Here is a 24,814-nt window from a genome sequence, read left to right on the forward strand (position 1 = left end):
ATACAAATATGTAGCATCTTGAAAATATTCAAACTCCCACAGTGCTGCACTGTCCTTATTAACCAAACCAACTTACCTATCTGATCCATAAAAAACTCCTCTACATATAAATACGTAAAGAGGAAAGGAAATTATTTTATTTCGTTGAAAATGAAATAATTACTTCTATGAAATGACCATACTTTGACCATACTTTTGAATAAAACCAACTTAAAATAGAAAACGTAAATTATCAAAAACACTGATACACGGCGTTTTAAACTTTGGTAGATTAAACTAGAAACACTGGATTTTAAAGTGTCTGTTTACCCAGTAGCTCAATAATAGTTGAACTGACTTACTCTATCCTATACTAAGGATAGAGTTTTTTAGTACCATCAGACAAGCATCTATGCTTCAATCAATATCATTATAAAATAATTAAAAAATTTTAACTTACGAGAATTTTTTTTTTGTGATAGCATAAACTCTGCTACAAAAATTAAAGGAGAGTGTTTTATGCCGCAAAACAAAAAAGAAGGATTATTTTTCACAACCATAGTCTGTTTTTCTATGGTGATTTCAATGAGTGCATATAATCTTTTATTACATGGACAATTTTCATTAAGTAATTTATTTGGAGGCTTGGTGCCAGGATTTATCGTGGCATTTATATTTGATGTCTTAGTAGTTTCGTCACCAGCCAAGAAAATTGCTTTTGCTTTACCTGTCAATAAAGAGAAAAATATTCAAATGATCATTGCGGTTTCCAGCTGTATGGTTTTAGGAATGGTCTTTTTTATGTCGATGTACGGGGTTATTATGCAATTTGGTTTCACGGAGAATTTTTTGAGCTATTATATTGGTTCATTTACTAAAAACCTGATCATGGCGTTGCCATTGCAGTTGTTGATTGTAGGTCCTATCTGTAGAATGATTTTAAAGATGAGTCGACAAAGTAGTTGGCTAAAAGAGACAAATAATTAAATAAATCAAAACGAGTAAAGTAAACCAACGAACGGATTTTTACTTTATTCGTTTTTTTTATTATTCAAGGAAAATTGAATAAAAAGAGGGTCTAGCTTTTCAAATGTGCTATAAAGTTGTTATAATTAGGACAATTCTGATTAAGTGGGGGCCTTCAATGATGGAAATACATGAGCGAATTGTCAGATTATTAAATTCTAGTACAGTATTTTTAATTTCAACAATTGATAAACGTGATTTTCCAACGGTTATTACCGTTTCTGAACCGCTGTGGAGAGAGGGCTTGTTAAAGTTACAGTTTTATTTGGATGGCAATGGTGAAACCGTTAAAAATATTCAATGTAATCCAAATGGCTCTGTTTGTTGTTATGAGGAAATCGAGCATGAAAGTTTGCTTTTAAAAGGGAAGTTTACGATTGAACAAATTGAATCAAGGGAAGCAATCGAACCTAAATTATCAACGTACCAAAAAGAAATGAATCACTCAGAACCCGTTTTAGTTAATTTTGAAACATGGACAGCTAGGATACATATGGACAAAAAAACAAAAGATATCATTGTTTAGTACTAAAAAAATTCTATTGTTTATTTAAATAAAATCTGTAAAAGGGGTGGAGAGGATAGTTGATCTCTACTTCTTTTATTCTTTCTAATGGGAAAAATATTTTTAAGAAAATCTAAGCCTTTGTTGATTTTTCTTAATAGGTCTTCATTCTTTATTCAAAAAGTTTTATGTTTGAGTTAAGTTCTTTTGGGTATAGTTAGTCATCGTCAATCAGCGATAAGTAAAGGGGGAATGAAGATGTACGCTGTAAAAGTATTACATGGATATATTGGTAAAGACGGACAACGTACAAGAGATAAAAAGCGTGTTCGGATCTTCTTTAATAAACACTATGCAGAAAAGTTTGCTGATAGAATCGGTGGACGAGTGAAGGAACTTGGATAGATGAATAGCTTACTACAAATAAGCAACCCAAAAGAATTCCATTTGGACTGCTTATTTGTAGTAATAGTTTAGATGTAAAGGTCAAAAACGACGATTTCTGGTGGTACGCCAAAACGTACTGGGATTTTTGTAGTGCCTAAACCTGTATTGACATACAAAGTTGTCTCGTTTGCTAAATCATAAAAGCCTTCAAAATATTTTTCGGCCATTACATTTTTAATAGCAGTGAAGGGTAATCTAACTTGGCCGCCATGGCTGTGTCCTGATAAAATTAGCTGAATATCATGATCAAGTACTTCATCGGCTTTGTCGGGTTCGTGACTCATTAAAATAGTATAGTCGCTTTGGCGGTTTGCTAATGCATCATCAATCGATGGATTTCCTAGCATAGCATCATCTAAGCCACCGATATAGATTGATTTTCCATTTGAAACTGAAAGATTGACACCGGAATTTTCTAATAATTGAAAGTCGGCTGCTGCCAGAATCTCAGCGTAAACACGAGCAGCTCCACCGCCATAATCATGATTGCCCCAAACGGCGTATTTTCCGAGGGGAGCTGTTAGTCTACTTAATGCAGTAATGACTTCTTCAGATGGTCCATATTTTGCATAGTTATCAAATAAATCACCCGTAAATAAAATAATATCAGGCTTTTCATTATTGACTTTTGTAACGATTTTTTCTAATTGTGCAGCTGGATAGTTCTCTTGAATATGAATGTCTGAAAGTTGAACGACTTTGACAGGTTTTTGTCCGTTGTTACTTCCTACGGTGTAGTTATGTGTGACAATTCTTTTCGGTTCTATAAAAAAGGCATAGAGAACCATGCCGATAATGGCTAATAAGACTAAATAAAAAAAGTATCTTTTTTTCATTTGGAACCTCACTTTCTCCACATAGTATAACGAAAAGAAGTTAAAAAAAGGTAAAATGATGTGTAACAGACTGAAACTTTAGAATAATTTAGAGGTTGTGTGTCTTCGGTGTTTTTCAAAATCATTATTTGCTATAATAGAGAGGAACTTATTTTGGAAAGAAGGATGAAAAAATGATGGTAAGAGTAAATAAATTAAGAGAGTTAATGAAAAAAAATGATCTTTCAGGTTTTTTAATCACAAGTCCGTACAATTTACGTTACTTAACGAATTTTACTGGAACAACAGGATTAGCTGTAATTACATTAGATAAAGCTTTTTTCGTAACTGATTTTCGTTATACAGAACAAGCAGCAGCCCAAGCACAAGGGTTTGAAATCATTAAAAATGCTGGTCCGATTTATGATGAAGTTGTCGCAATTGCTGAAAAGGAACAATTAGCCAATTTAGCATTTGAAGAGACTTTTGTCAGCTTTGCAGAATACAGCTTACTAGAAGAAATCACGCCATGTGATCTTATTCCAGTAGCAGGTTTAATCGAAGAGTTACGTGAAGTGAAAGATGAAGAAGAAATTGCAATCATTGAAAAAGCGTGTAGCATTGCCGATCTTGGGTTTAAACATATTTTAACGGTAATCAAACCAGGGATGACAGAAATTGAAATCGCTAATCAATTAGATTTTTATATGCGCTCTTTAGGTGCTTCAGGCGTCTCTTTTGAAACGATCGTTGCCAGTGGTTTACGTTCAGCGATGCCTCATGGTGTTGCGAGCCAAAAAGTCATTGAAAAAGGCGATTTGATTACATTAGATTTTGGTTGCTATTATGAAGGCTATGTTTCAGATATGACTAGAACTTTTGCAATCGGTGAGCCTGATAGTAAGTTGAAAGATATTTACCAAATCGTTTTGGAAGCACAATTAAAAGTACTAGACGAGGCTAAACCAGGATTAACTGGTATTCAGTTAGATGCAATCGCTCGTGATCATATTGCTTCATATGGATATGGCGAAGCCTTTGGCCACAGTACAGGCCACGGAATTGGCTTGGAGATCCACGAAGGACCTAATGTTTCTTTCAGAGCGGATCAACAATTTGTCTCTGGGAACGTGATTACTGACGAACCTGGAATTTATCTGCCAGGTCTTGGTGGTGTTAGAATCGAGGATGATCTATTGATCACTAAAGAAGGGAACCGGGTATTGACTCATTCTCCTAAAGAGTTGATTATTTTATAAAAGAATCCCGTATTAATGAGCAAAAAAACGGCGGATATCTTGGCTAAAACTATTTTCTAAGGATAAACCGCTTTCGACTAAATTTCTCATAGTTTTTTTGGTAGCGAAACGAACTAATTAATGATAAACTATGGGTGAATGTAAACTTAGATAGGTGTTTTAGCGATTAAGGAAAATTTTTCTATACTAACGTTGGAATTATCTAGCTTTGCGGACTAGCTCTTCGGGAAAAAGTACCTCATTCATATTTTCCTGTCAGAGCTGAACGTTGTTACCTATGTATTATCTAGCTTCGCAGGCTTGTCTCTCGGAAAAAAACAAAAACGGAATGAGACAAAAAACGTCTCAGTCAGTTTTTCCTATTTTTCTGTCGAGACATGTCGAGCCTGCTACGCTTTTATTATAAGGAGGATTAAAATGACTGACGAAAAAAATCTAGTGATCAATACAAAAGATTCTTTAGGTGAGATCGTTATCGCGCCAGAAGTAATTGAAGTCATTATTGGTATTGCAGCATCTAAAATAGATGGTGTTTACGGCATGCGTGGAACATTTGCTAATAATGTAACAGAATTTCTTGGCCGTGCTGCTCACGGTAAAGGCGTTTATTTAAGAGCAGAAGAAGAAGGTCTGAAGGTCGATATTTACTGTTACTTAAATTATGGTATCTCTGTACCTAAAGTAGCATTAGAAATGCAAGATCGTGTGAAACAGCAAGTGTTGTTCATGACAGACATTGATTTAGTTGAAGTGAATATTCATGTAGTAGCAGTAGTTCCTGAAAAGCTGCCTGAACCAGATTTTGATGAATTATTCCCGGAAGATGAGGGAGAAAATGAGTAAGCCAAGTTTCACTCGTCACGAGATTCGTGAAAAGGCGCTTCAAGCGTTGTTTCCTTTAGATTTTAATGTTGACTTAACAAAACAAGATGCGATTTCTTATGCATTGGAGTTAGATAATCAAGAAATCATTAGTGAAGATGGGGAAGAATTTGTCCCAACTTATTTGGATTTATTGGTAGGCGGCGTTTGTGATCGAAAAGCAGAACTAGACGAGATTATCAAAAAACATTTAGGGAATAACTGGTCGATCACGCGTATTGCTAAAATGGACTTGATCATTTTGCGTATGGCTATTTTTGAAATGCTTTATGTTGGTGATGTGCCTAACACAGTTGCTTTAGATGAGGCGATTGAATTAGCTAAAAAATATAGTGATGACCGTTCAAGAAAATTCGTTAACGGTGTGTTAGCCAATGTGATGAAAGATATTGATTCAAAGTAGAAATACTTTGAATCTTTTTTGTTGTGAATCACTACGATTGGCTCCGCCAGAGTAGATGATGAACAATACTTGGCGACCGAAGGGAGAGAAGTAACCTTACTAGTGAATCACTCCACTACGTTTCGATCTAATCAAACTCTAGGAAGCTAAAGCTCTAAGAGTTGAAGGAAACCCGATTGGCTCCGCCAGAGTAGATGATGAACAATACAAGGCGTGTAAAGGGAGAGAAGTAACCTTACTAGTGAATCACTCCACTACGTTTCGATCTCATCAAACTCTAGGAGCTAAATATCTAAGAGTTGAAGGAAACCCGATTGGCTCCACCGGAGTAGGTGATGAACAATACAAGGTGTGTAAAGAGAGAGAAGTTTCATTGATATACAATTCCAGGAGATAAGGATTATAGAGTGTTAAGACTAGCCAAATTATGCTAAAATGAAAGAATACAAACAAAAATGAGGAGTGATCTTAATGGGAGAGTTAATCAACGGCCGCGAATTAGCAGATAAAATGCAGGCGCAAATCAAAGAAGGAGTGCAAGAACTTGAAAAAAAAGGCATTCGTCCAGGGTTAGTTGTTTTATTGGTTGGTGAAAATCAGGCAAGTCAAACATATGTAAAAAACAAGGATTTAGCTGCAGCTAAAATTGGTATTCGTTCGAAAATCGAACGTCTGCCTGAAACGATTTCAGAAGCAGATCTGTTAGCTGTGATCGAACAATACAATCAAGATCCAGATTATCATGGAATATTAGTTCAATTACCGTTGCCAAAACATATCGATGAAGAAAAAGTATTATTAGCTGTCGATCCTAAAAAAGATGTCGATGGTTTCCATCCGATGAATATGGGACAATTATTCATTGGTGAGCCGACGATGATCCCTTGCACTCCGTATGGTATTATGAAAATGTTTGAAGCCTATGATATCGATTTAGAGGGTAAACGAGCAGTTGTGATCGGACGAAGTAATATCGTTGGCAAACCAATGGCGCAACTGATGATGATGAAAAATGCTACAGTTACGATCGCTCACTCAAGAACGGTAGATTTACCAGCGGTGGCCAGAGAAGCAGATATTTTAGTTGTTGCGATCGGCCGAGGTCATTTTGTGACAAAAGAATTTGTAAAACCTGGTGCAGTCGTGATCGATGTTGGCATGAATCGCGATGAAAATGGCAAGTTGATCGGTGATGTAAAATTTGATGAAGTGTCATCTGTTGCAAGCTTTATCACACCAGTACCAAAAGGCGTTGGACCAATGACGATCACGATGTTGATGTACCAAACAGTAGAGGCCGCTAAAAAACAAAAGTAAGGTGAGAAGATGGAGCAGCAATATTTAACAGTTACAGCCTTAACCAAATATTTAAAACGCAAATTTGATGCTGATCCATACTTGGAACGGGTTTATTTAACAGGAGAAATTTCCAACTTTCGTCTGCGTCCTAATGCCCATCAGTATTTTAGCTTAAAAGATGATGGGGCGAAGATTTCCGCAATCATGTTTAAATCCGCCTTTCAAAAGCTAAAATTTCAGCCGAAAGAAGGGATGAAAGTCCTTTTAGTTGGTCGTATTTCATTATACGAAAGTGGCGGATCTTATCAAATTTATGTGGAGCATATGGAACCAGATGGCGTGGGTGCTTTATATCAAGCCTTAGCCGAATTACGTGAAAAATTAGGAAAAGAAGGCTTGTTTGAAGGGCCTAAAAAAATGTTGCCAAGATACCCCAAAAGAATTGCTGTGGTTACAAGTCCAAGTGGCGCTGTTATTCGCGATATTATTACAACTGTAAAACGAAGATATCCAATTGCTCAGCTTGTTTTATTTCCTACGTTAGTCCAAGGGGATCAGGCGGCTGATGATATTGTTCGTAACATTCAGCGTATTGAAGAATTAGGTTCTTTTGAAACCATGATCATTGGTCGTGGTGGCGGATCAATAGAAGATCTATGGCCATTTAATGAAGAAAAAGTAGCGCGAGCAATTTATCAGGCACAAACGCCAGTTATTTCTTCGGTGGGGCATGAAACGGATGTCACGATTGCCGATATGGTGGCCGATGTCAGAGCCGCCACACCCACTGCAGCAGCAGAATTAGCAGTTCCTGTACTGAATGAAGAATTACTAAAAATCAAAGAACGACAAACTCGTTTAGAGCAAAGCTTTCTATATCAATTACAACAGAAAAATGATCGCTATCAGCGTTTGAAAAATTCCTATGTATTCAAACAGCCAGATCGTCTCTATGAAGGGCAAACAATCAAATTAGATCGAATCACTCAACGCTTGATTCAGTCAATGGAAACTATTTATCATCAAAAACAACGAACAGCCCAAGAAATCATTGCTCAATTTAGACAACAAACGCCTCAAGGACAAATCAGAGAAGGGCAGCAGCAACTAAAATTTTTGAATCAATCGCTTCATGATCGGATGGAACGATACATGAAAGATAAAGAAAAACAATTTACTTCTGCTGTCCAACAACTAGATTTGTTAAGTCCCTTAAAAATCATGGGCCGAGGTTATAGCTATACAACCAAAGAACAACAAGTGATCAAGTCAGTCAATGAACTGCAAGTAAAAGAAAAAATTCAAATCCATTATGTGGATGGCATAATAGATACGGTGATTGAAAAAATAACACCCGCTGAAGAGGAGTAAAAAGATGGCCAAAGAAAAAGCAGTCGAAAAAACATTTGAAGAATCATTAACTGAATTAGAAGAAATCGTTCAGCGTTTAGAACGCGGAGATGTACCTTTAGAAGAAGCGCTAGCTGCTTTTCAAGAAGGGATGGCTTTAAGTAAACAGTGTCAAGATACACTGGAAAAAGCTGAAAAGACATTAACAAAAGTTATGACAGAAAATAATGAGGAAGTCACTTTTGAAGAAAGTGAGGGGAATTGATGGAAACTTTCGCTGATTTTCGTGAGCAAAGTTTACCGCTCATTGAAAAAGAAATGGAATCTTTCATCAATGACCACACGACAAATAATCAATTAAAAGAGGCCATGTTATACTCGATCCATGCTGGCGGTAAAAGATTTCGACCGTTGCTAGTCCTAGCGACTATTCGGTCATTTAATAAAGAAGCTCAGACTTGCGATTATCAAGTCGCGGCAGCGTTAGAAATGATTCATACGTATTCATTAATTCATGATGATCTACCAGCAATGGATGATGATGATTTGCGTCGTGGTAAGCCGACAAACCACAAAGTATTTGGTGAGGCGCACGCAATTTTGGCTGGAGATGGCCTGCTGACTGCTGCTTTTCAATTAATAGCAATTAGTCAAATCGAGATGCATCAAAAGATCTTGTTGATTCAGCTATTGAGTAAGGCTTCTGGCATACAGGGAATGGTTGCTGGACAAGCCGGTGATCTGCAGGGGGAAGCACGAGCATTGTCATTGACTGAATTAGCAGATGTTCATGAAAAGAAAACAGGTGCTTTGATTGAGTTTGCTCTGTTGGCTGGTGGCATTTTAGCAGATCAGCCAGCAGAAGTCGTTGACTTATTAGGGATGTTTGCCCAACATTTGGGTTTAGCTTTTCAGATTAAGGATGATTTATTGGATGCCACTAGTTCCGAAGCAGAACTTGGGAAAAAAGTTGGCCGAGATGAAGCCTTAAATAAAAGTACTTATCCAGGTTTGCTTGGTTTAGAGGGGGCAAAAGCTGCACTGAATGAGCAACTGACTTTAGGATTTCAAACCTTAGAGACTTTGAAACAAACAAGCAGTGAATTTCATTTGGAACTGCTACAAGATTTTTTAAAACAATTGCAGTTATGATAGAAAGAAGGCACTTATGAAAAAAGAGCGCGTAGATATTTTAGCGTTTACTCAAGGATTATTTGAAACAAGAGAAAAAGCCAAACGCGCAGTGATGGCAGGGCTCGTTTATAATGATAAAAATGAACGCTTGGATAAGCCAGGTGAGAAGATTTTGATTGAGACACCGCTTCAGGTAAAAGGTCAAACCCTACAGTATGTTTCTCGCGGTGGATTGAAACTGGAAAAAGCCCTAGCTGTATTTAAACTAGATGTGACGGGGAAAACGATGTTGGATATCGGCTCTTCCACTGGTGGTTTTACAGACGTGGCTTTACAAAATGGTGCGCGATTAAGCTATGCGCTAGATGTTGGTTATAATCAACTAGCGTGGAAAATTCGTCAGGATGAACGAGTCGTTGTGATGGAACGAACTAATTTTCGTTACAGTACACCAGAAGATTTTCATGAAGGAGTACCAGATATCGCGACGATCGATGTTTCCTTTATCTCGCTTAAATTGATTTTACCGCCACTGCACAAAATCTTGAAGCCTGGTGGTAAAGTGGTTGCGTTGATCAAACCCCAATTTGAAGCTGGGAAAGAGTTGGTTGGTAAAAAAGGGATCGTTCGTGAACCTGAGACGCACGTGTTTGTATTAAATGAAATTCTTTCCTTTGCGCAAGCACATGGGTATTCAGTCAGTGGGTTAGATTATTCCCCTATTACTGGCGGAGAAGGAAATATTGAATTTTTAGCTTACTTGACTGCGACAGAAGGTGAAGGAATTGTTGAAGAGACAGTAAATATAGACGAAACTGTGGCAACAGCACATCAACAATTAAAAAAATAAATAGAAAAAACGCTCTGGCTGTGAACACTCAATAGCCAAAGCGTTTTTTCTACTAATTATGCTCGTGTTGTTATATCAGTGTCTTTTACGTGTTTTTTGTACGTGTGACCTTCTTCATCTTTTTCATGAAGAGGATACCAGACTTGAGCAAAAAACGGACTATATTTTGCCAATTCATGATAGTTCCAGCTAGTTCTTTCGCATTTATCACACCAGTGACCGGCTTCTAAAATCAAACGCGGGCTAGCCGAAAAGTGATGACCACAGTGACAAGTGAATGCTAATTTAGTTGACCAATCACCTGTCTTCATTGTTTCTGAAAGGCAAGCACCCCCTCTGAATTGTGCTGCTTGCTGTACATCATCAAGGGAAAGTTCTGTCTCAGGTTTTGATTCATCATAGCCATGATCAAGTAGGATAGGATCTCCTTCTGGGCGATAAAGAATGAAACGGTCCCAGCCGGGAATTTTAGCCCAGTGTTCCTTTGAGATAAAGAAAGGATTCAATTGCTCATCTTGATTATGAATAAGCCAGTGCAAGGTTCCTGTATCTGTCAGTGCAACTTGTTCGTTGCTTTGCTTGATCATTGCAGCAATTTGTTGACTAGTCATGGCAGGTGCATCAACAGGTGTTTGCTGGGCAGCTTGTTCACGCATCACTTTACCATAGTAACGAACAAAGTCTTTGGTTGTTTGAGAACGGAAATGGAGAAAATCGTTTAATTTATCTGAGTCCAAATACCATTGGCCGTGAAAGTTATGTGTGGCATACCAATTTGGCTCACAAATCTCTTTAAACTGTTCAACCCCGATTTCTTTCATCATTGCTGACATCAGTTCATAGTTTGTATTCCGACATTCTTCACCACCGCCGATGTTATAAATATGCCCCCAAAAGTCAGCGTCGACCCAGTCTTCACAAGCGTTTGCACAAAGAACACCAGAGTCATGATCTGTGACCCACTCAAGGACATTATTTAATGGTTGATGAAAAGCGATCCCTTCATTTAAACTGAATTCTTTGATCGACATGATTCCTGTTTGACGCAAAGATACCCAATGTTTGATGCCGGATTCAATAACTGCTCGCTCAGCGGCGATTTTAGAAACTGCGTAATAATCATGCACACTCGGCTTTAAAGGATCACCAATTCGGCCCCAATGAATAGGCGCTGTCCGGTCTCCTGTTTCTGCTACTGTACCAATGTTGATTAATTTGATTTCATCTTTATTTGGTTGTGCCAAAATCGCTTTAATCAGATTTAGAGTCCCACCGTAATTGATCTTCATTGCTTCAGCAGGATAACGATCAGCTGCTGGTGAAACAAAGGCTGCACAATGAACAACATAATCGCAGTCAGCTACGCAGTCTAGAACATCGTCGTAATTCACCAAATCGCCCCAGTGGACTTCTAAATTTGGTTCATTTGCAAATTGTTGCATGAAGAGTCGGTTTTTCTCTGAATCTCTTGCAAGGGTGACAACATGAAAGCGTTCAGATCGATGTAAAAGCTGTTTCATTGTTGCGCCGCCCATTGTGCCGGTAGTTCCTGTAACAAACACTCTTTTTTTCTTCATAATATTCTCTTCCTTTCTTTGGTTAATTTTAATGTTAGCGCTTTTTTCGAGTGTTAGCAATAGTCTAGTGAATGTAATTCATTAAAGAATGAAGTGGGTATCCTCGTATTTTCCCTGTTATTGGCTTAGATTTGTGATCTATGGTGTAAAGAATTGTTTATCTAGAGGGTTTCTTAGCTTTTACGCTTTTAAAATGAATAAAAATACGCTATGATAAAATGGAAATGAATCAAAAAGGAGTACCTTTATTCTAAGAAGCACAGTCGAATCGAGCTAACGGATAACGGACCATTAGGAAAAGGAGTAAAATATTATGAGAAAAAAAGATCGGCATCGTCTGATTACTCGTTTATTAGCTGATAAAAATATCCAAAAACAAGAAGATTTTGTCACCTACTTACAAGAAAGAGGGATAGAAGTCACTCAAGCAACGATTTCTCGTGATATTAAAGAAATGAAACTAATCAAGGTACCGTCTATAGATGGTGGTTACCGCTATAGTGTTCCTGCAGAAACGAAGGAAGATACATCATTAAAATTAGAAAAATTACTGAAAGATGCTTTCGTTTCGGTCGATCAAATGGAAAAACACGTGATTTTGCATACTATACCAGGCAACGCTGCGGCCGCGGCTAATCTTATAGAGAAACAGTACAAGGACATTGTTTTTGCAGCAATCAATGATGATGATAGTGTCCTGATCATTGCTAGAACAGAAAAAGATGCTGAATATTTAAAAAATGAATTTTTCCGATATTTATAAAATCGAGGTGAGTAGAAATGCTGCAGGAACTTTCTGTAAAGAATTTTGCGATTATTTCCTCTTTACAATTAGAATTTCAAATGGGAATGACCGTTTTAACTGGCGAAACTGGTGCAGGTAAATCAATTATTATCGATGCAATGGGGCTATTGACAGGTGGTCGAGGATCAAGTGATTATATTCGTCAAGGAGCTTCTAAGTGTACGTTAGAAGGGCTCTTTACAATGCCTAAAAGTCAAGAGTTGGTTAAGCTTTTGGAAGAATTGGGGATTGAAACAGACGATGAATCAATTGTGATTCAGCGGGATATTTCCACATCGGGTAAGAATGTTTGTCGAGTGAACGGCAGAATCATCAATATTGCCAATTTACGAAAAGTCGGTGAGTTTTTAGTTGATATCCATGGCCAGAATGAACATCAAGAATTGATGCAAAGTGAAAAACATTTAGGGATGCTTGATGACTTTGGCGGCAAAGAGTTACTTAAGATAAAAGAGCAATATGAAGGCATTTATGCAGAATACCGCATGATTGAAGGCAAAGTTAGAAACAGACAGAAAAACGAAAAAGAATTTGCGCAACGCATGGATATGCTGCAGTTTCAAAGTGATGAAATTGCTGCGGCTGAACTGGTTTTAGGGGAAGAAGAACAATTAATAGAAGAGCGAAATAAATTAGGGAATTTCCAGAAGATTGCCGATGCTCTAGCAGCAAGCTATGAAGCAGTCAATGGAGATGGAGATAGTAGCTTAGACAAAATTGGTTATGCGATGAATGAGCTGTTGTCGATCGAAATGCTTGATCCAGAGTATAAAGCAATATCTGAAGCGGTTCAAAATAGCTATTATCTTTTACAAGAAGCAAGTGGTGATCTGTCTCGACATATCGACAGCTTAGAGTTAGACGAAAATCGCTTGAACGAAGTAGAAAATAGACTCGAATTAATCCGTCAAATGAGAAGAAAATATGGGGACTCAATTGACTCTATATTAGCTTATTCTCAGGAAATCACACAGGAATTGGCCGATGCCGATTTTCTGGAAGGACGGACGGGTGAGCTTGAAACACTCTTGGTAGAAAAGAAAAACCAAGTGATAGAAGCAGGCTTAAAATTGCGGGAGATTCGGAAAAAAATTGCAAAAAAACTAGAAAAAAATATTTTAAAAGAATTAAAAGAGTTATATATGGAAAGAACAGTATTCGATATTCGTTTCACTGCATTGCCTGATGGACAGTTTACGGAAGATGGTTTAGATCAAGTTGAGTTTTATATTACGACGAATCCAGGAGAACCACTGAAGCCATTAGTAAGAGTTGCTTCGGGCGGAGAACTATCTCGTGTTATGTTAGCGTTGAAAACAATTTTTTCTAAATCACAAGGCATCACCAGTATTGTTTTTGATGAAGTCGATACTGGTGTCAGTGGCCGAGTAGCACAAGCGATTGCGGATAAAATCTATCAGATTTCTGAAAATTCCCAGGTATTATGTATCACTCATCTGCCGCAAGTTGCAGCTGTAGCTGATTATCAATACTTCATTGAAAAAGAAATTATTGGTGAACGGACAGAAACGAAGGTAAGAAAATTGAATCAAGAGGAACGAGTGGCAGAAATCGCCCGGATGCTTTCAGGTAGTGAGATTACTAAGCTGACAATTGAACATGCAAAAGAGCTGTTGAATATGGCTGGAAATGAGCGTAATGGGCATTTAAGTTGAGTTATTACTACTGAAGTTTTGAGAGGATAAACCAAAAAAAGATAACATTTTAGAGCATGAACAAAACGGTCTTTGCGTTTTTATTCATGCTCTTTACTTGAGCGTAAATAGGAGAAATTAAAAAAAATGATACAATGATTTACAAAATCTTGCTGTTAAAAAACAGAATTTAGATGCTAACTCAGCAAAGTTTCGCTAAACAAGCATCCAAATTCTGTTGTTCAAATTTAAAATCATCGACTATCTTAAACTCATTATAGCTGTCAATATTGTTGAGCCGGCAATGGCAATTAACATCAACCAAACAACGACTTTAGTGACTTTTGAGAAAGTGCTTGTCTTTTTATTGTTCATTGATTAGTACACATCCTTATTCTTTACTTTCTCCATTTTACATCGTTTTGTTAGAATCAGCAACTAGAAATTTTACAAAAGGTTTCGTTTTTTTAGCCGTCGAATCACAATAATACATGTTGCAGTTGTCACAATAAAGATCCAAAAAAAGGCATCTTCCCGGTTAGCAAACGGTAATTTTACATTCATACCAAAGATGCCGCCGATGATTGTTGGAATGGTTAAGACGATCGTTAAAGAAGTTAAAATTTTCATGACGTTATTCAGGTTATTAGAAACAATTGCTGAAAAAGTATCGCTCACTTTATCTACAAGTTTTAGCTGGATCTTCGTCGTGGTTGCCGCTTGTTTTGTTTCAACTAGAATGTCATGGAGCCGTGGTAAATGAGCTCTAGGATCTGTAAATATTCTGGCATTGTAGAGCATATTTAAGACCTCTAAATTAGAATTTATAGCAGATTCAAAATAGACTAAGCTTTTTTGAATATCCATCATTTGGTAAAGTTGACTGTTTTCAGTTGAAACTTTTAATTCACCTTCTAGTTTATTCGTCTGCTTGATCAATTCTTTTAAAAAGCGATTATAACAAGTCGATATTTGCCATGATAAGTATAAAATCAGTGTTTCTTGAATTGGTAATTCGCTATCAGGGACAGGAGTAGTAAAGGTTTGTTTTAAAAAATCGGCTGAATTATTGATTACAGTGATCACCTTGCCGTCAGTCGTTAGAATGATAGCAAAAGGAAATGTATCCATCTGAGTATATCCGCTAGGGCTGATCGTGGCATGGGGATATTGAAGCAGCATCAGTGCCGGTTCCTCTAACGTATTCTGGTGTAGTCCTTCAAAACGAGAATTTTCGTTATCATCTAGTACACCTGTGATATAATCTTTAGGGAGTTTATAAGTTGCAACTAATTGGTTGATCTCTTCTTCAGTCGGCTTTTCTACAGCGAGCCAGACCGTTTCAGCTGTATCTGTTTGGGAAGAAACCAGCTGACTATTTTCTATCTTTAAATAATTGATCAAAATACCACCTCTTTTTATAAAATGACTTCACTTTATTATAATAGAGTTGGCGGTTTTTGGGGAAAGAAAGCTCTTTTAGTTTAGTATTATTTAGGCATGAACATTTAAACGAAATGAAACATGTGTGTAAAGAAAATAAAGTATAGTTAATAAAGTGTGTCACGAAAGGAATTGTTAGGAAATGGTGTCGTTTTCAGTCATTATGCTTTTTTGGTATGTTTTTCCTGTTATCGTTTTATTTGCGTGTAATTTTATTATTTCAACGTTCTCATTGACAGAGCGCTTTAAAGTGAAAGCACCGGATATCTCGATCCCATTTTTATTTATAGGATTAAATGAGTTGTCAAAAGATAGTTATGGACAATCGATTGTTCCTTATATGGTTATCTCAGTATTATTATTGGGTATCTGTGTAGCTGTTTTTCAAGCGTACTATTACGGTGAGATTCTGTATGGTAGATATTTCAAAATGTTTTGGCGATTAGTCTTTCTTTTCAGCCTAGTTTTATATGGCGTTCTTATTTTGTTAAATATTGTTCATTATTTTTCATAGAATCAAAATGGTTGCGGTAGAAATCTCCCCACTTCTCCCCACCCTTTTTGTTTGTAATATTTTTATGAGAAATTCAGGATGGAAATCAGTTGGAAAATTCGTTATAAAATCCATTATATAGGTATTGATACCGCTTTTTTTTGAAATTGGTCTACACGTTGAAATATTACAAACTTTTTAAATAACCATTAAAAGGAGGAAGTTTCACTGTTTTTGGTGGTAGAAAGTGGTGGGATGTGGTAGACTATTTTTATCAAGTGGAAAAGTAGGGGGAATTGGCGATGTTTATGGGTGAGTTTCAACATAATATTGACGCCAAAGGCCGACTTATCGTCCCCGCTAAATTTCGTGACCAATTAGGTGAGAAATTTGTGGTGACTAGGGGAATGGATGGCTGTTTATTTGGATATCCAATGTCCGAATGGGAACAGCTGGAAGAAAAGCTGAAAGAAATGCCCTTAGCTAAGAAGGATGCCCGTACATTTGTCCGTTTTTTTTATTCAGCTGCTACAGAATGTGAAATTGATAAGCAAGGTAGGATCAATATTCCTGCTGCTTTGAGAACGCATGGTAGTTTGGAAAAAGCTTGTGTGATCATCGGTGTTTCAAATCGAATCGAGATTTGGGATGAAGCCCGCTGGCAAGAATTTTCTACAGAAGCTGAAGAAAATTTTGACGAAATTGCAGAAACAATGATTGATTTTGGTTTTTAGAAAGAGGAGCATTATGACAGAGAAATTTCAGCATTATACTGTTTTATTAAAAGAGACAGTTGACGGCTTACATGTGAAAGAAGATGGCATCTATGTCGATTGCACATTAGGCGGCGCAGGTCATAGTGAGTACCTACTCTCACAATTAAGTGAGCAAGGACATTTATACGCGTTCGATCAAGACCAAAAAGCATTGGATTTTGCAGCTCAACGATTAAAAAAATATGTTGATCGAGGCATGGTGACCTTTATCAAGTCGAATTTTCGACATTTAAAACAAGAATTGGCTAATCAGGAGATTTATCATGTCGATGGTATTTTATATGACTTAGGTGTTTCTTCTCCTCAGCTAGATGAAGCTGAGCGTGGATTTAGTTATCACCAAGATGCACCGCTGGATATGCGGATGGATCAAGAGGCAGAATTATCAGCTTACGATGTGGTTAATAACTACAGTTATCACGAGTTGGTGAAGATTTTTTTCCGTTATGGTGAAGAGAAATTCTCCAAACAAGTGGCGAGAGAAATCGAGCGTGTACGCGCAAAAGCACCAATTGAGACAACTGGTGAATTAGTAGAAATCATTAAATCAGCAATTCCAGCGCCAGCTAGACGTAAGGGTGGGCATCCGGCAAAGCGGATTTTCCAAGCCATTCGAATCGCTGTAAATGACGAACTTGGAGTTGTGGAAGAATCATTAGAACAAGCAATTGCTTTATTGAACAAAAACGGTCGGATCAGTGTGATCACATTTCATTCTTTAGAAGATCGAATTGTTAAAAGCATGTTTAAAGAATATAGCAGTATACAGGATTTGCCTCCTGGTCTGCCAGTAGTGCCAGAAGAATTTCAACCAGAATTAAAAGTAATTACTAGAAAGCCGATTTTACCAGGTGAGACTGAATTGGCTGAGAATAATCGCTCACGAAGTGCTAAATTAAGAATTGCCGAAAAAGTCAAACTAAACTTATAAAGAAAGGGGTAACGACATGGCTGAGTTAAAAAAAGTCGAAGATTTTCAATACGATATTCCAGTAATGGATGAACCAGTTATTGGCCATGAAAATGAACCTAAAGTTCAAAAAAATGTTAACTTACCCCAATCTCCAAAAAGGAAGTTGAGAAATATCTCGCTTTTAGAAAAGACGATCGGCTTTTTATTGTTAGTGGCGATTATTGGAATAGCTATTCTCACCATTCAAGTACGTACTTCTATTACACAAATGACAAATGAAATCACTGAAGCACAAACGGCGATTCAAGAAAAAGAAGAATCGGCACTGAAATTAGAACAACAAAAAAATGAATTATCAAAAGCAGACCGTATCAAAGAAGTTGCAAAAAGTAAGGGTCTATCTGATAACATTGAAAATATAAAGAGAGTGAAGTAGATGAGCACAAAAAATAAAATAAAGAATTTTGTCAAAAAGAAGAACTTAAATCCAATGAACAATCGTAAAAAAGTAGGCATTATTTTATTTGCTACGAGTATTGGATTGTTCTTTTTATTTGCTTTTAGATTAACGTACATAGTGGCTGTAGGAAAAGTCGCAGGCGTCTCTTTACCAGACAAAACAGCTGCTCTTTATCAAGGGAGTAGTGTGGTCAAGGCAAAAAGAGGAGCTATTCTAGACCGTAATGGAGTAGTGATTGCAGAGGATGCTACATCCTATTCTGTTTATGCTATTTTGTCTGAAACCTATTTAGGTGAAGAAAATAAAAAACTTTATGCACAGAAAAAAGATTTTCAAACATTAGCAGAAATATTAGATAGAAATACAGAATTATCTAAAGATGAAGTACTAAAATATTTGAATGATGGTGTAAATGAAGATGGTACAGTTAAGTTTCAAGTCGAGTTTGGGACTAAAGGGAAAAATATTACTTTAGAAACAAGGCAAAAAATTGAAGATGACTTAAAGAAAAATAAAGTTGCAGGACTTTATTTTGAAGGACATCCAGCAAGAATCTATCCAAATGGTGTCTTTGCTTCCCACTTTATCGGCTATACTGACTCTGCTGATGCAGAGGATGATTCAAAAGGTTTAGTAGGGAAAATGGGTATTGAAAAATCTTACAATGACCTTTTAAAAGGTCAAGATGGCAAGATTGATTATGAAAAAGATGTTTACGGAAATCCATTGCCAGGGACAGTTGCGAATGAAAAACAAGCTGTTGACGGTAAAGATATCTATACGACAATAGATAGTCGCATACAAAGTCAGCTAGAATCGTTGTTAGATCCCGTTGTTGAAGAATACAAGCCGGAAGACATGACGGCGATGCTGATGAAAGCAAAGACTGGTGAAATACTTGCAATGTCTCAACGCCCATCCTTTAATCCTGAAACAAAAGAAGGCTTAGGGAAAGATACAGTCTGGCGTAATATATTAGTAGAAGACAAATTTGAACCAGGTTCTACTATGAAACTATTCACCGCAGCTGCCGCAATACAAGAAGGGAAATTCAATCCTAATGCAACGTTTGCTTATCCAGCTGGAGGCTATCCGTTAGATGATCGAGTGGTAAATGATCATGATTACGGAGGAGTTGGACCTTTAACATTTCGTCAGGCAATTTCTTGGTCTAGTAATGTCGGAATGCTTACGCTAGAGCAGGCTATGGACCCTACTGGTCAAGTTTGGAAAAGTTATTTAGAAAAATTTGGTTTTGGAAAATCTACAAATTCGGATTTGGCAGGAGAATCTAGTGGTGAGCTACCAGAAGATAACTGGGTTGATTTGGCAATGTCATCATTTGGACAAGCTGTTTCTGTAACGAACTTTCAAATGATGCAGGCTTATACAGCAATTGCAAATGACGGATCAATGTTGAAACCACATTATATCAGCAAAATCATTGATAAAAATACTGGTGAAGAAAAAGTAACCCAACCTGAAAAAGTTGGACAACCAGTAATAACGCCACAAGCAGCAAGCGATATTCGAACATACATGATTGACACAGTAGAAGATCCTAATTATGGTATTGCGTATGATGTATACAAAGTACCTGGCTATCATGTAGCGGCTAAAACAGGAACAGCACAAATTACTGGAGAAAATGGTTATATGGCTGGTTTAACGGATTACACCTATTCTGTCGTAGAAATGGTGCCAGCTGATAATCCAGAATATATTTTGTATCTTACAATGAAAAAACCTCAAACATATACAAGAGAGGCACTTGCTAGAATTGCTAATCCATTGATGCAAGTGGTGATGGAGTCAACGGACAGTGAGTCCAATGCAACAGTAGAACCAGCCAAATAAATGAAAAAGTAAATCAATACGAGTTGAATAATTAGGAGAGATATCATGGAGTGGACACAAATTTTTATTCCCATAGTATGTAGTTTTGCTATAACAGTGGCAGTGATGCCGATGTTTATCGGTTATTTTCAAATGAAGAAACAAGGACAAACAACGCGCGAAGATGGTCCAACTTGGCATAATGTAAAAACAGGAACGCCAACGATGGGCGGCTTAGTATTTTTAGTTGCAAGTTTTATCACGTCATTATTAGTAGGGTTATGGAAACAAGAACTCACTCCTTCTTTACTGATTATTTTGTTCATCTTAGTTCTTTATGGATTGTTAGGTTTTTTAGATGATTTTATCAAAGTATTTAAAAAGAGAAATATGGGTTTAAACTCCCGTCAAAAATTAATTGGTCAAATCATTGGCGGCTTAGTATTTTATTTTGTTTATCATTCTGAAGGTTTGCCAGATACGCTAGATTTTTTTGGTATTGTGACATTACCTTTAGGAATTTTTTATGGTGTATTTGTTATTTTTTGGTTAGTTGGTTTTTCAAATGCAGTGAATTTGACTGATGGAATCGATGGATTAGTAGCAGGGTTAGGGACGATTTCCTTTGGAACCTATGCAATCATTGCTTGGAAACAACAGCAATTTGATGTAGTGATCATTTGTTTAAGTGTGATCGGTGGTCTATTAGGGTTCTTTCCTTATAATAAAAAACCGGCTAAAATTTTTATGGGAGATGTTGGCTCACTTGCCTTAGGCGGTTTGTTGGCAGCTATTTCAATCATCTTACGTCAAGAATGGACATTACTGCTGATAGGACTTGTTTATGTCTGTGAGACAGCCAGTGTTATTTTGCAAGTTACTTCATTTAAATTGTTCGGTAAACGAATTTTTAAAATGTCACCAATCCATCACCACTTTGAAATGTGTGGCTGGTCTGAATGGAAAATCGATATTGTCTTTTGGCTAACAGGGGCTATCTGTTCGGCTATTACACTGTGGATCGTACTTTAAAGCGATTGAAAACTAACTAGGGTCCCATCAAGAAGCGTCTTTAGGAAAGTAGATAATTTCGAACTGGAGCGAAAAACGTTTCACCTCAAAATTCCTAACTTTCTACAGAGTTAACCGCTTCTTTCAGCTTTTCTATTGTGTCCAGCATCAAGAAGCAATTCTTAGGAAAATAGATAATCTTCAACTGGAACAAAAAGCGTTCCAATTTCAGATTCCTAATTTTCTACAAGACTAACCGCTTCTTTCAGCTTTTCTAAAGATAAGGGGAAATTATAATGAATAAAATTACAGATTATGAAAATAAAAAAGTCCTTGTTCTTGGGCTGGCGAGAAGTGGTGTTAGTGCTGCAAGGTTGCTGCATGAGCTAGGAGCATTAGTTACGGTTAATGACTTTAAACAATTTGATCAAAATCCGGAAGCCCAAGATTTATTAACCTTGGGTATTCGTGTTGTTACAGGTAGTCACCCGATTGAACTGTTAGATGAAGACTTTTCTCTGATTGTAAAAAATCCAGGGATTCCATATACAAATCCGTTAGTAGAAAAAGCACTAAGCATGAAATTGCCTGTCTTGACAGAAGTTGAATTAGCCTATCAAATTGCGGAATGTCCAATTATTGGAATTACCGGAACGAATGGCAAAACAACGACGACAACAATGATCGGACTGCTGTTAAATGCTGATCGTAAAACGGGCACTGCTCGTTTAGCAGGAAATATTGGTTATCCTGCTAGTGAAGTCGCTGAAAAAGCGAAAGCTGAAGATGATATCGTCATGGAGCTGTCCAGCTTTCAATTGATGGGAATTAAAACCTTCCATCCTCAAATAGCAGTTATCACGAATATTTATGAAGCACATTTGGATTATCATGGCTCAAGAGAAGAATATGTAAAAGCTAAGTGGTCAGTGCAAGAGAATATGCAGAAAAATGACTTTCTCGTGCTGAATTGGAACCAACCAGAACTACAAGAATTAAGCAAAACAACGAAAGCTACAATTATTCCTTTTTCAACAAGAGAAAAAGTTGCGGGAGCGTATCTTTTAGAAGAAAAATTATACTATAAAGATGAGTACATTATGTCAGCAGCAGAGCTAGGAGTACCAGGCAGTCATAATATTGAGAATGCTTTAGCCGCAATTGCTGTAGCTAAATTAAAAGGGACCCAAACTGAAGTGATCAGACAGACATTGATGATTTTCACTGGAGTACCACACCGCACACAATATGTGGGCGAAACTGCTGGACGAAAGTTTTATAATGATTCCAAAGCAACCAATATTTTAGCCACTGAAATGGCTTTAAGTGGGTTTGATCACTCTTCACTTATCTTATTAGCTGGCGGTTTAGACCGAGGCAATAGTTTTGATGAGTTAATCCCATCACTAAGAGGGATCAAAGCAATTATTCTTTTTGGTGAGACAAAAGATAAGTTGCACAAAGCAGCGATCGAAGCGGGTATCAAGAACATACAATTGACAGAAAATGTCCAGACTGCCGTAAGGGATGCCTATGATTTTTCTGAAAAAAATGATACTATTCTATTATCGCCTGCCTGCGCTAGTTGGGATCAATATCCTAATTTTGAACTACGTGGAGAAGCCTTCATACAAGCGATGCACCAGCTAAAAGACATAGAAAAGTGAGAGAATTATGAAAATATTAATAACCGGCGGCGGAACGGGTGGACACATTTATCCAGCTTTGGCCTTTGTTAACTACGTAAAACAAATAGAACCAGATACCGAATTTATGTATGTAGGAACCAAAATAGGTTTGGAAAGTAAAATTGTTCCGAAATATAATATTCCGTTTAAGACGATCAAAATCCAAGGATTTAAACGTTCGCTTAGTCCTCAGAATATCAAAACAGTGTATCTTTTCCTAAATAGTATCGGAAAAGCTAAAAAAATTATTAAAGATTTTCAACCGGATGTTGTGATTGGAACGGGTGGCTATGTATCTGGATCAGTGGTTTATGCTGCAAAACAACTAAAAATCCCTACAATCGTCCACGAGCAAAACAGTATACCTGGAATAACGAATAAATTTTTAAGCAAGTATGTGACAAAAGTAGCCATTTGTTTCCCAGACGTGGCTGAGTATTTTCCTAAAGAAAAGGTAGTCCTGACTGGAAACCCGCGAGCACAAGAAGTTGTGATGATCAAAAAAACAGATGTGTTGAAAGAATATGGGTTAGATCCTGAGCAGAAGACTGTCGTCATTTTTGGTGGAAGCCGTGGTGCATTGAAAATCAATCAAGCATTTATTGAGGCATTACCTCTTTTTGAGCAGAGAAATTATCAAGTTCTTTATGCTTCAGGAGAGCGATATTATAAAGAATTACAAGAAACCTTAAATCTTTCCAAAAAGAAATTGACAAACATAAGCATTCAGCCTTATATTGATAAAATGGCAGAAGTCTTAGCAGCAGCAGACCTAATGGTTGGCCGTGCTGGGGCGACCTCTATTGCAGAGTTTACAGCCTTAGGATTACCAGCAATTTTGGTTCCAAGTCCATATGTTACAAATGATCATCAAACAAAGAATGCCCAAAGTTTAGTTAAGTCTGGAGCAGTCGAGATGATCACTGATCAAGAGCTTACTGGGCTTAAATTAGTAACGGAGATCGATGCGATTTTATTGGATGAAACACGTCATCAAGCGATGGCGGCAGCTTCTAAAAAAGAAGGGATTCCAGATGCTAGTGAACGACTTTACAAAGTGGTAAAAGAAATAACTTGATGGGGGGTGCGGAAGATTAGTAAGAAAACAGATGACCCAGGGGGTCAAGAAGACCAACAAGCGAGCAACACTGAAAAAATAGATGAGCAAAATTTGACCCCGTGGCAAAAAGAAAACCTAGAGTATTTAAAAACACAAGGCGATCAGCCAGTTTGGAGTCCTTCAGTCTTGTCTACTGAAAAAGAGCAGGAAGAAGACTCAATTGAAGATCAGGCGAGTGAAGCAGAAGAACCTTCCTTAGAAGATTCTGAAACACTAGCAAAACAAAAGATTACTTACGAATCTTTTGCAGACCGCTTACCAAAAATAAAAGAGGTAAGAAATAAACGATTATATCGTCGCTTAACGTTAATTGTCTCGGTATTTTTAGTTGCGATATTGATTGTCCTTTATTTTGTTTCTCCACTTAGTAAGTTAGGAAATGTCAGTGTTTCAGGTAATAAATCGGTTGACAGCCAAAGCGTCATTGCTCAATCTAAACTAGAGCAGGGCAAGAGTTTATGGGAGCAATTTGGAGATCGGAAAATCTATGAAGAAAAGATCCAACGTCAATTGCCGCGCATTAAAAAAGCAACGATTTCACTGAATGGCATCAACTCATTTAACATAAAAGTCGATGAATATAAAGTAGTTGCTTTAGAATCTGTAAATAGTATTTTTCATCCTATTTTGGAAAATGGCAAGATTTTACCAGAAGAAATGAAAGCACCTGTGAGCGGTATGCCGATTTTTCTGAATTTTAAAGATCAGACGATCATTAAAAACTTAATGAATTCTTATAATAAGTTGCCTGAGGATTTGAAGCAAAATATCTCAGAAATTCGTTATACTCCGTCTAAAGCAAATAAAGAATTGGTTCATCTTCACATGAAAGATGCCAATCAAGTCATCGTGAATATCTCTCAATTAGGGGAGAAAATGGCGTATTATAGCAAGGTAGCCAGCCAAATGGAGAAGGCAGGATTCATTGATATGGAAGTTGGGATTTTCTCATATCCTTTTAATAATGAAGCTGATGAAGAAAGTGTAGAAGAATCTTCACAGGCAGTAGAATAAAGTTAAGAAAAATAAAAGAATAAAATAGTAGAATCTGCTTTCTAAAAAGCCTATGTTTATGGTAAAATTGAAAG

26 protein-coding genes are annotated in these 24,814 nt (G+C 37.1%); 22 read left to right on the plus strand and 4 right to left on the minus strand.

The features are described from left to right. The first annotated feature begins 498 nt into the window (after positions 1-498). From RV15_RS03235 to RV15_RS18700, 3 genes are all read left to right on the plus strand, one after another. A complete protein-coding gene (locus RV15_RS03235; protein ID WP_071876616.1) occupies positions 499-966 on the plus strand; it encodes a DUF2798 domain-containing protein in 468 nt (155 codons plus the stop codon). 157 nt (positions 967-1,123) lie between these two features. Further along, positions 1,124-1,531, plus strand: coding sequence for a pyridoxamine 5'-phosphate oxidase family protein (locus RV15_RS03240; RefSeq protein ID WP_245791211.1), 408 nt, complete (start codon positions 1,124-1,126; stop codon positions 1,529-1,531). Between the two features lie 237 nt (positions 1,532-1,768). Next, complete coding sequence (locus RV15_RS18700; RefSeq protein ID WP_167364076.1) at positions 1,769-1,915, plus strand: hypothetical protein; 147 nt, start codon at positions 1,769-1,771, stop codon at positions 1,913-1,915. Positions 1,916-1,983: 68 nt separating this feature from the next. Here the strand turns inward: RV15_RS18700 and RV15_RS03245 are convergent, their stop codons facing one another. Continuing rightward, entirely contained in the window at positions 1,984-2,793 is an 810-nt protein-coding gene (locus tag RV15_RS03245; RefSeq protein WP_071876617.1) for a metallophosphoesterase, read from the minus strand. Positions 2,794-2,966: 173 nt separating this feature from the next. Here RV15_RS03245 and RV15_RS03250 point away from each other — a divergent pair, with 173 nt between their 5' ends. The 8 genes from RV15_RS03250 (at position 2,967) to RV15_RS03285 (ending at position 9,949) form a co-directional block, all read left to right on the plus strand. Then, positions 2,967-4,031 carry a M24 family metallopeptidase gene (locus tag RV15_RS03250; protein ID WP_071876618.1) on the plus strand — a complete coding sequence of 355 codons (1,065 nt, stop codon included), beginning with the start codon at positions 2,967-2,969 and terminating at the stop codon, positions 4,029-4,031. 417 nt (positions 4,032-4,448) lie between these two features. Further along, entirely contained in the window at positions 4,449-4,874 is a 426-nt protein-coding gene (locus RV15_RS03255; RefSeq protein WP_069639263.1) for an Asp23/Gls24 family envelope stress response protein, read from the plus strand. Then, complete coding sequence (gene nusB / locus RV15_RS03260) at positions 4,867-5,316, plus strand: transcription antitermination factor NusB (protein ID WP_071876619.1); 450 nt, start codon at positions 4,867-4,869, stop codon at positions 5,314-5,316. The genes RV15_RS03255 and nusB overlap by 8 nt, the downstream gene beginning before the upstream one ends. Positions 5,317-5,787: 471 nt before the next feature. Continuing rightward, complete coding sequence (locus tag RV15_RS03265) at positions 5,788-6,633, plus strand: bifunctional methylenetetrahydrofolate dehydrogenase/methenyltetrahydrofolate cyclohydrolase (RefSeq protein WP_071876620.1); 846 nt, start codon at positions 5,788-5,790, stop codon at positions 6,631-6,633. A gap of 9 nt (positions 6,634-6,642) precedes the next feature. Next, positions 6,643-7,986, plus strand: coding sequence for an exodeoxyribonuclease VII large subunit (gene xseA, locus RV15_RS03270; protein WP_071876621.1), 1,344 nt, complete (start codon positions 6,643-6,645; stop codon positions 7,984-7,986). 4 nt (positions 7,987-7,990) lie between these two features. Beyond that, entirely contained in the window at positions 7,991-8,230 is a 240-nt protein-coding gene (locus tag RV15_RS03275; RefSeq protein ID WP_071876622.1) for an exodeoxyribonuclease VII small subunit, read from the plus strand. Beyond that, positions 8,230-9,117, plus strand: coding sequence for a polyprenyl synthetase family protein (locus RV15_RS03280; RefSeq protein WP_071876623.1), 888 nt, complete (start codon positions 8,230-8,232; stop codon positions 9,115-9,117). The genes RV15_RS03275 and RV15_RS03280 overlap by 1 nt, the downstream gene beginning before the upstream one ends. A 16-nt stretch (positions 9,118-9,133) precedes the next feature. Continuing rightward, the gene (locus tag RV15_RS03285; RefSeq protein ID WP_071876624.1) at positions 9,134-9,949 is read left to right on the plus strand and encodes a TlyA family RNA methyltransferase; all 816 of its coding nucleotides are present in this window, start codon (positions 9,134-9,136) and stop codon (positions 9,947-9,949) included. Positions 9,950-10,005: 56 nt separating this feature from the next. On the opposite strand, the gene RV15_RS03290 is transcribed toward RV15_RS03285, so the two are convergent. Continuing rightward, entirely contained in the window at positions 10,006-11,526 is a 1,521-nt protein-coding gene (locus RV15_RS03290; protein ID WP_071876625.1) for an NAD-dependent epimerase/dehydratase family protein, read from the minus strand. A 313-nt stretch (positions 11,527-11,839) separates the two neighbouring features. Here RV15_RS03290 and RV15_RS03295 point away from each other — a divergent pair, with 313 nt between their 5' ends. Beyond that, positions 11,840-12,289 (plus strand): arginine repressor, encoded by a 450-nt coding sequence (locus tag RV15_RS03295; RefSeq protein ID WP_071876626.1) that lies wholly within the window; start codon positions 11,840-11,842, stop codon positions 12,287-12,289. Positions 12,290-12,306: 17 nt separating this feature from the next. Then, on the plus strand, positions 12,307-14,007 hold the full coding sequence (gene recN, locus RV15_RS03300; RefSeq protein WP_071876627.1) for a DNA repair protein RecN: 1,701 nt from the start codon (positions 12,307-12,309) through the stop codon (positions 14,005-14,007). 240 nt (positions 14,008-14,247) lie between these two features. On the opposite strand, the gene RV15_RS03305 is transcribed toward recN, so the two are convergent. Both RV15_RS03305 and RV15_RS03310 read right to left on the minus strand, forming a co-directional pair. Then, positions 14,248-14,361, minus strand: a complete 114-nt coding sequence (locus RV15_RS03305) for a DUF4044 domain-containing protein (protein ID WP_029948310.1) — start codon at positions 14,359-14,361, stop codon at positions 14,248-14,250. Positions 14,362-14,433: 72 nt separating this feature from the next. Beyond that, positions 14,434-15,390, minus strand: coding sequence for a magnesium transporter CorA family protein (locus tag RV15_RS03310; protein WP_071876628.1), 957 nt, complete (start codon positions 15,388-15,390; stop codon positions 14,434-14,436). A 181-nt stretch (positions 15,391-15,571) separates the two neighbouring features. Here RV15_RS03310 and RV15_RS03315 point away from each other — a divergent pair, with 181 nt between their 5' ends. The 9 genes from RV15_RS03315 (at position 15,572) to RV15_RS03355 (ending at position 24,740) form a co-directional block, all read left to right on the plus strand. After that, entirely contained in the window at positions 15,572-15,943 is a 372-nt protein-coding gene (locus RV15_RS03315) for a DUF3397 domain-containing protein (RefSeq protein WP_071876629.1), read from the plus strand. Positions 15,944-16,224: 281 nt separating this feature from the next. Then, positions 16,225-16,656: a division/cell wall cluster transcriptional repressor MraZ gene (mraZ, locus tag RV15_RS03320; protein ID WP_010762855.1), complete on the plus strand. Its 432-nt coding sequence runs from the start codon at positions 16,225-16,227 to the stop codon at positions 16,654-16,656. Between the two features lie 13 nt (positions 16,657-16,669). Continuing rightward, the gene (gene rsmH, locus RV15_RS03325; protein WP_071876630.1) at positions 16,670-17,629 is read left to right on the plus strand and encodes a 16S rRNA (cytosine(1402)-N(4))-methyltransferase RsmH; all 960 of its coding nucleotides are present in this window, start codon (positions 16,670-16,672) and stop codon (positions 17,627-17,629) included. A gap of 16 nt (positions 17,630-17,645) precedes the next feature. Further along, entirely contained in the window at positions 17,646-18,047 is a 402-nt protein-coding gene (ftsL, locus tag RV15_RS03330) for a cell division protein FtsL (RefSeq protein ID WP_071876631.1), read from the plus strand. Further along, the gene (locus tag RV15_RS03335) at positions 18,048-19,928 is read left to right on the plus strand and encodes a peptidoglycan D,D-transpeptidase FtsI family protein (RefSeq protein ID WP_071876632.1); all 1,881 of its coding nucleotides are present in this window, start codon (positions 18,048-18,050) and stop codon (positions 19,926-19,928) included. Positions 19,929-19,973: 45 nt separating this feature from the next. Beyond that, positions 19,974-20,939 carry a phospho-N-acetylmuramoyl-pentapeptide-transferase gene (mraY, locus tag RV15_RS03340; protein ID WP_071876633.1) on the plus strand — a complete coding sequence of 322 codons (966 nt, stop codon included), beginning with the start codon at positions 19,974-19,976 and terminating at the stop codon, positions 20,937-20,939. 275 nt (positions 20,940-21,214) lie between these two features. Further along, entirely contained in the window at positions 21,215-22,585 is a 1,371-nt protein-coding gene (murD, locus tag RV15_RS03345; protein ID WP_071876634.1) for a UDP-N-acetylmuramoyl-L-alanine--D-glutamate ligase, read from the plus strand. 7 nt (positions 22,586-22,592) lie between these two features. Beyond that, entirely contained in the window at positions 22,593-23,684 is a 1,092-nt protein-coding gene (gene murG, locus RV15_RS03350) for an undecaprenyldiphospho-muramoylpentapeptide beta-N-acetylglucosaminyltransferase (protein WP_071876635.1), read from the plus strand. A 6-nt stretch (positions 23,685-23,690) separates the two neighbouring features. Next, positions 23,691-24,740 carry a cell division protein FtsQ/DivIB gene (locus RV15_RS03355; RefSeq protein ID WP_083429083.1) on the plus strand — a complete coding sequence of 350 codons (1,050 nt, stop codon included), beginning with the start codon at positions 23,691-23,693 and terminating at the stop codon, positions 24,738-24,740. Positions 24,741-24,814 lie beyond the last annotated feature (74 nt).

Origin of the sequence: Enterococcus silesiacus (assembly GCF_001886225.1) — a bacterium.
Lineage (GTDB): Bacteria > Bacillota > Bacilli > Lactobacillales > Enterococcaceae > Enterococcus_L > Enterococcus_L silesiacus.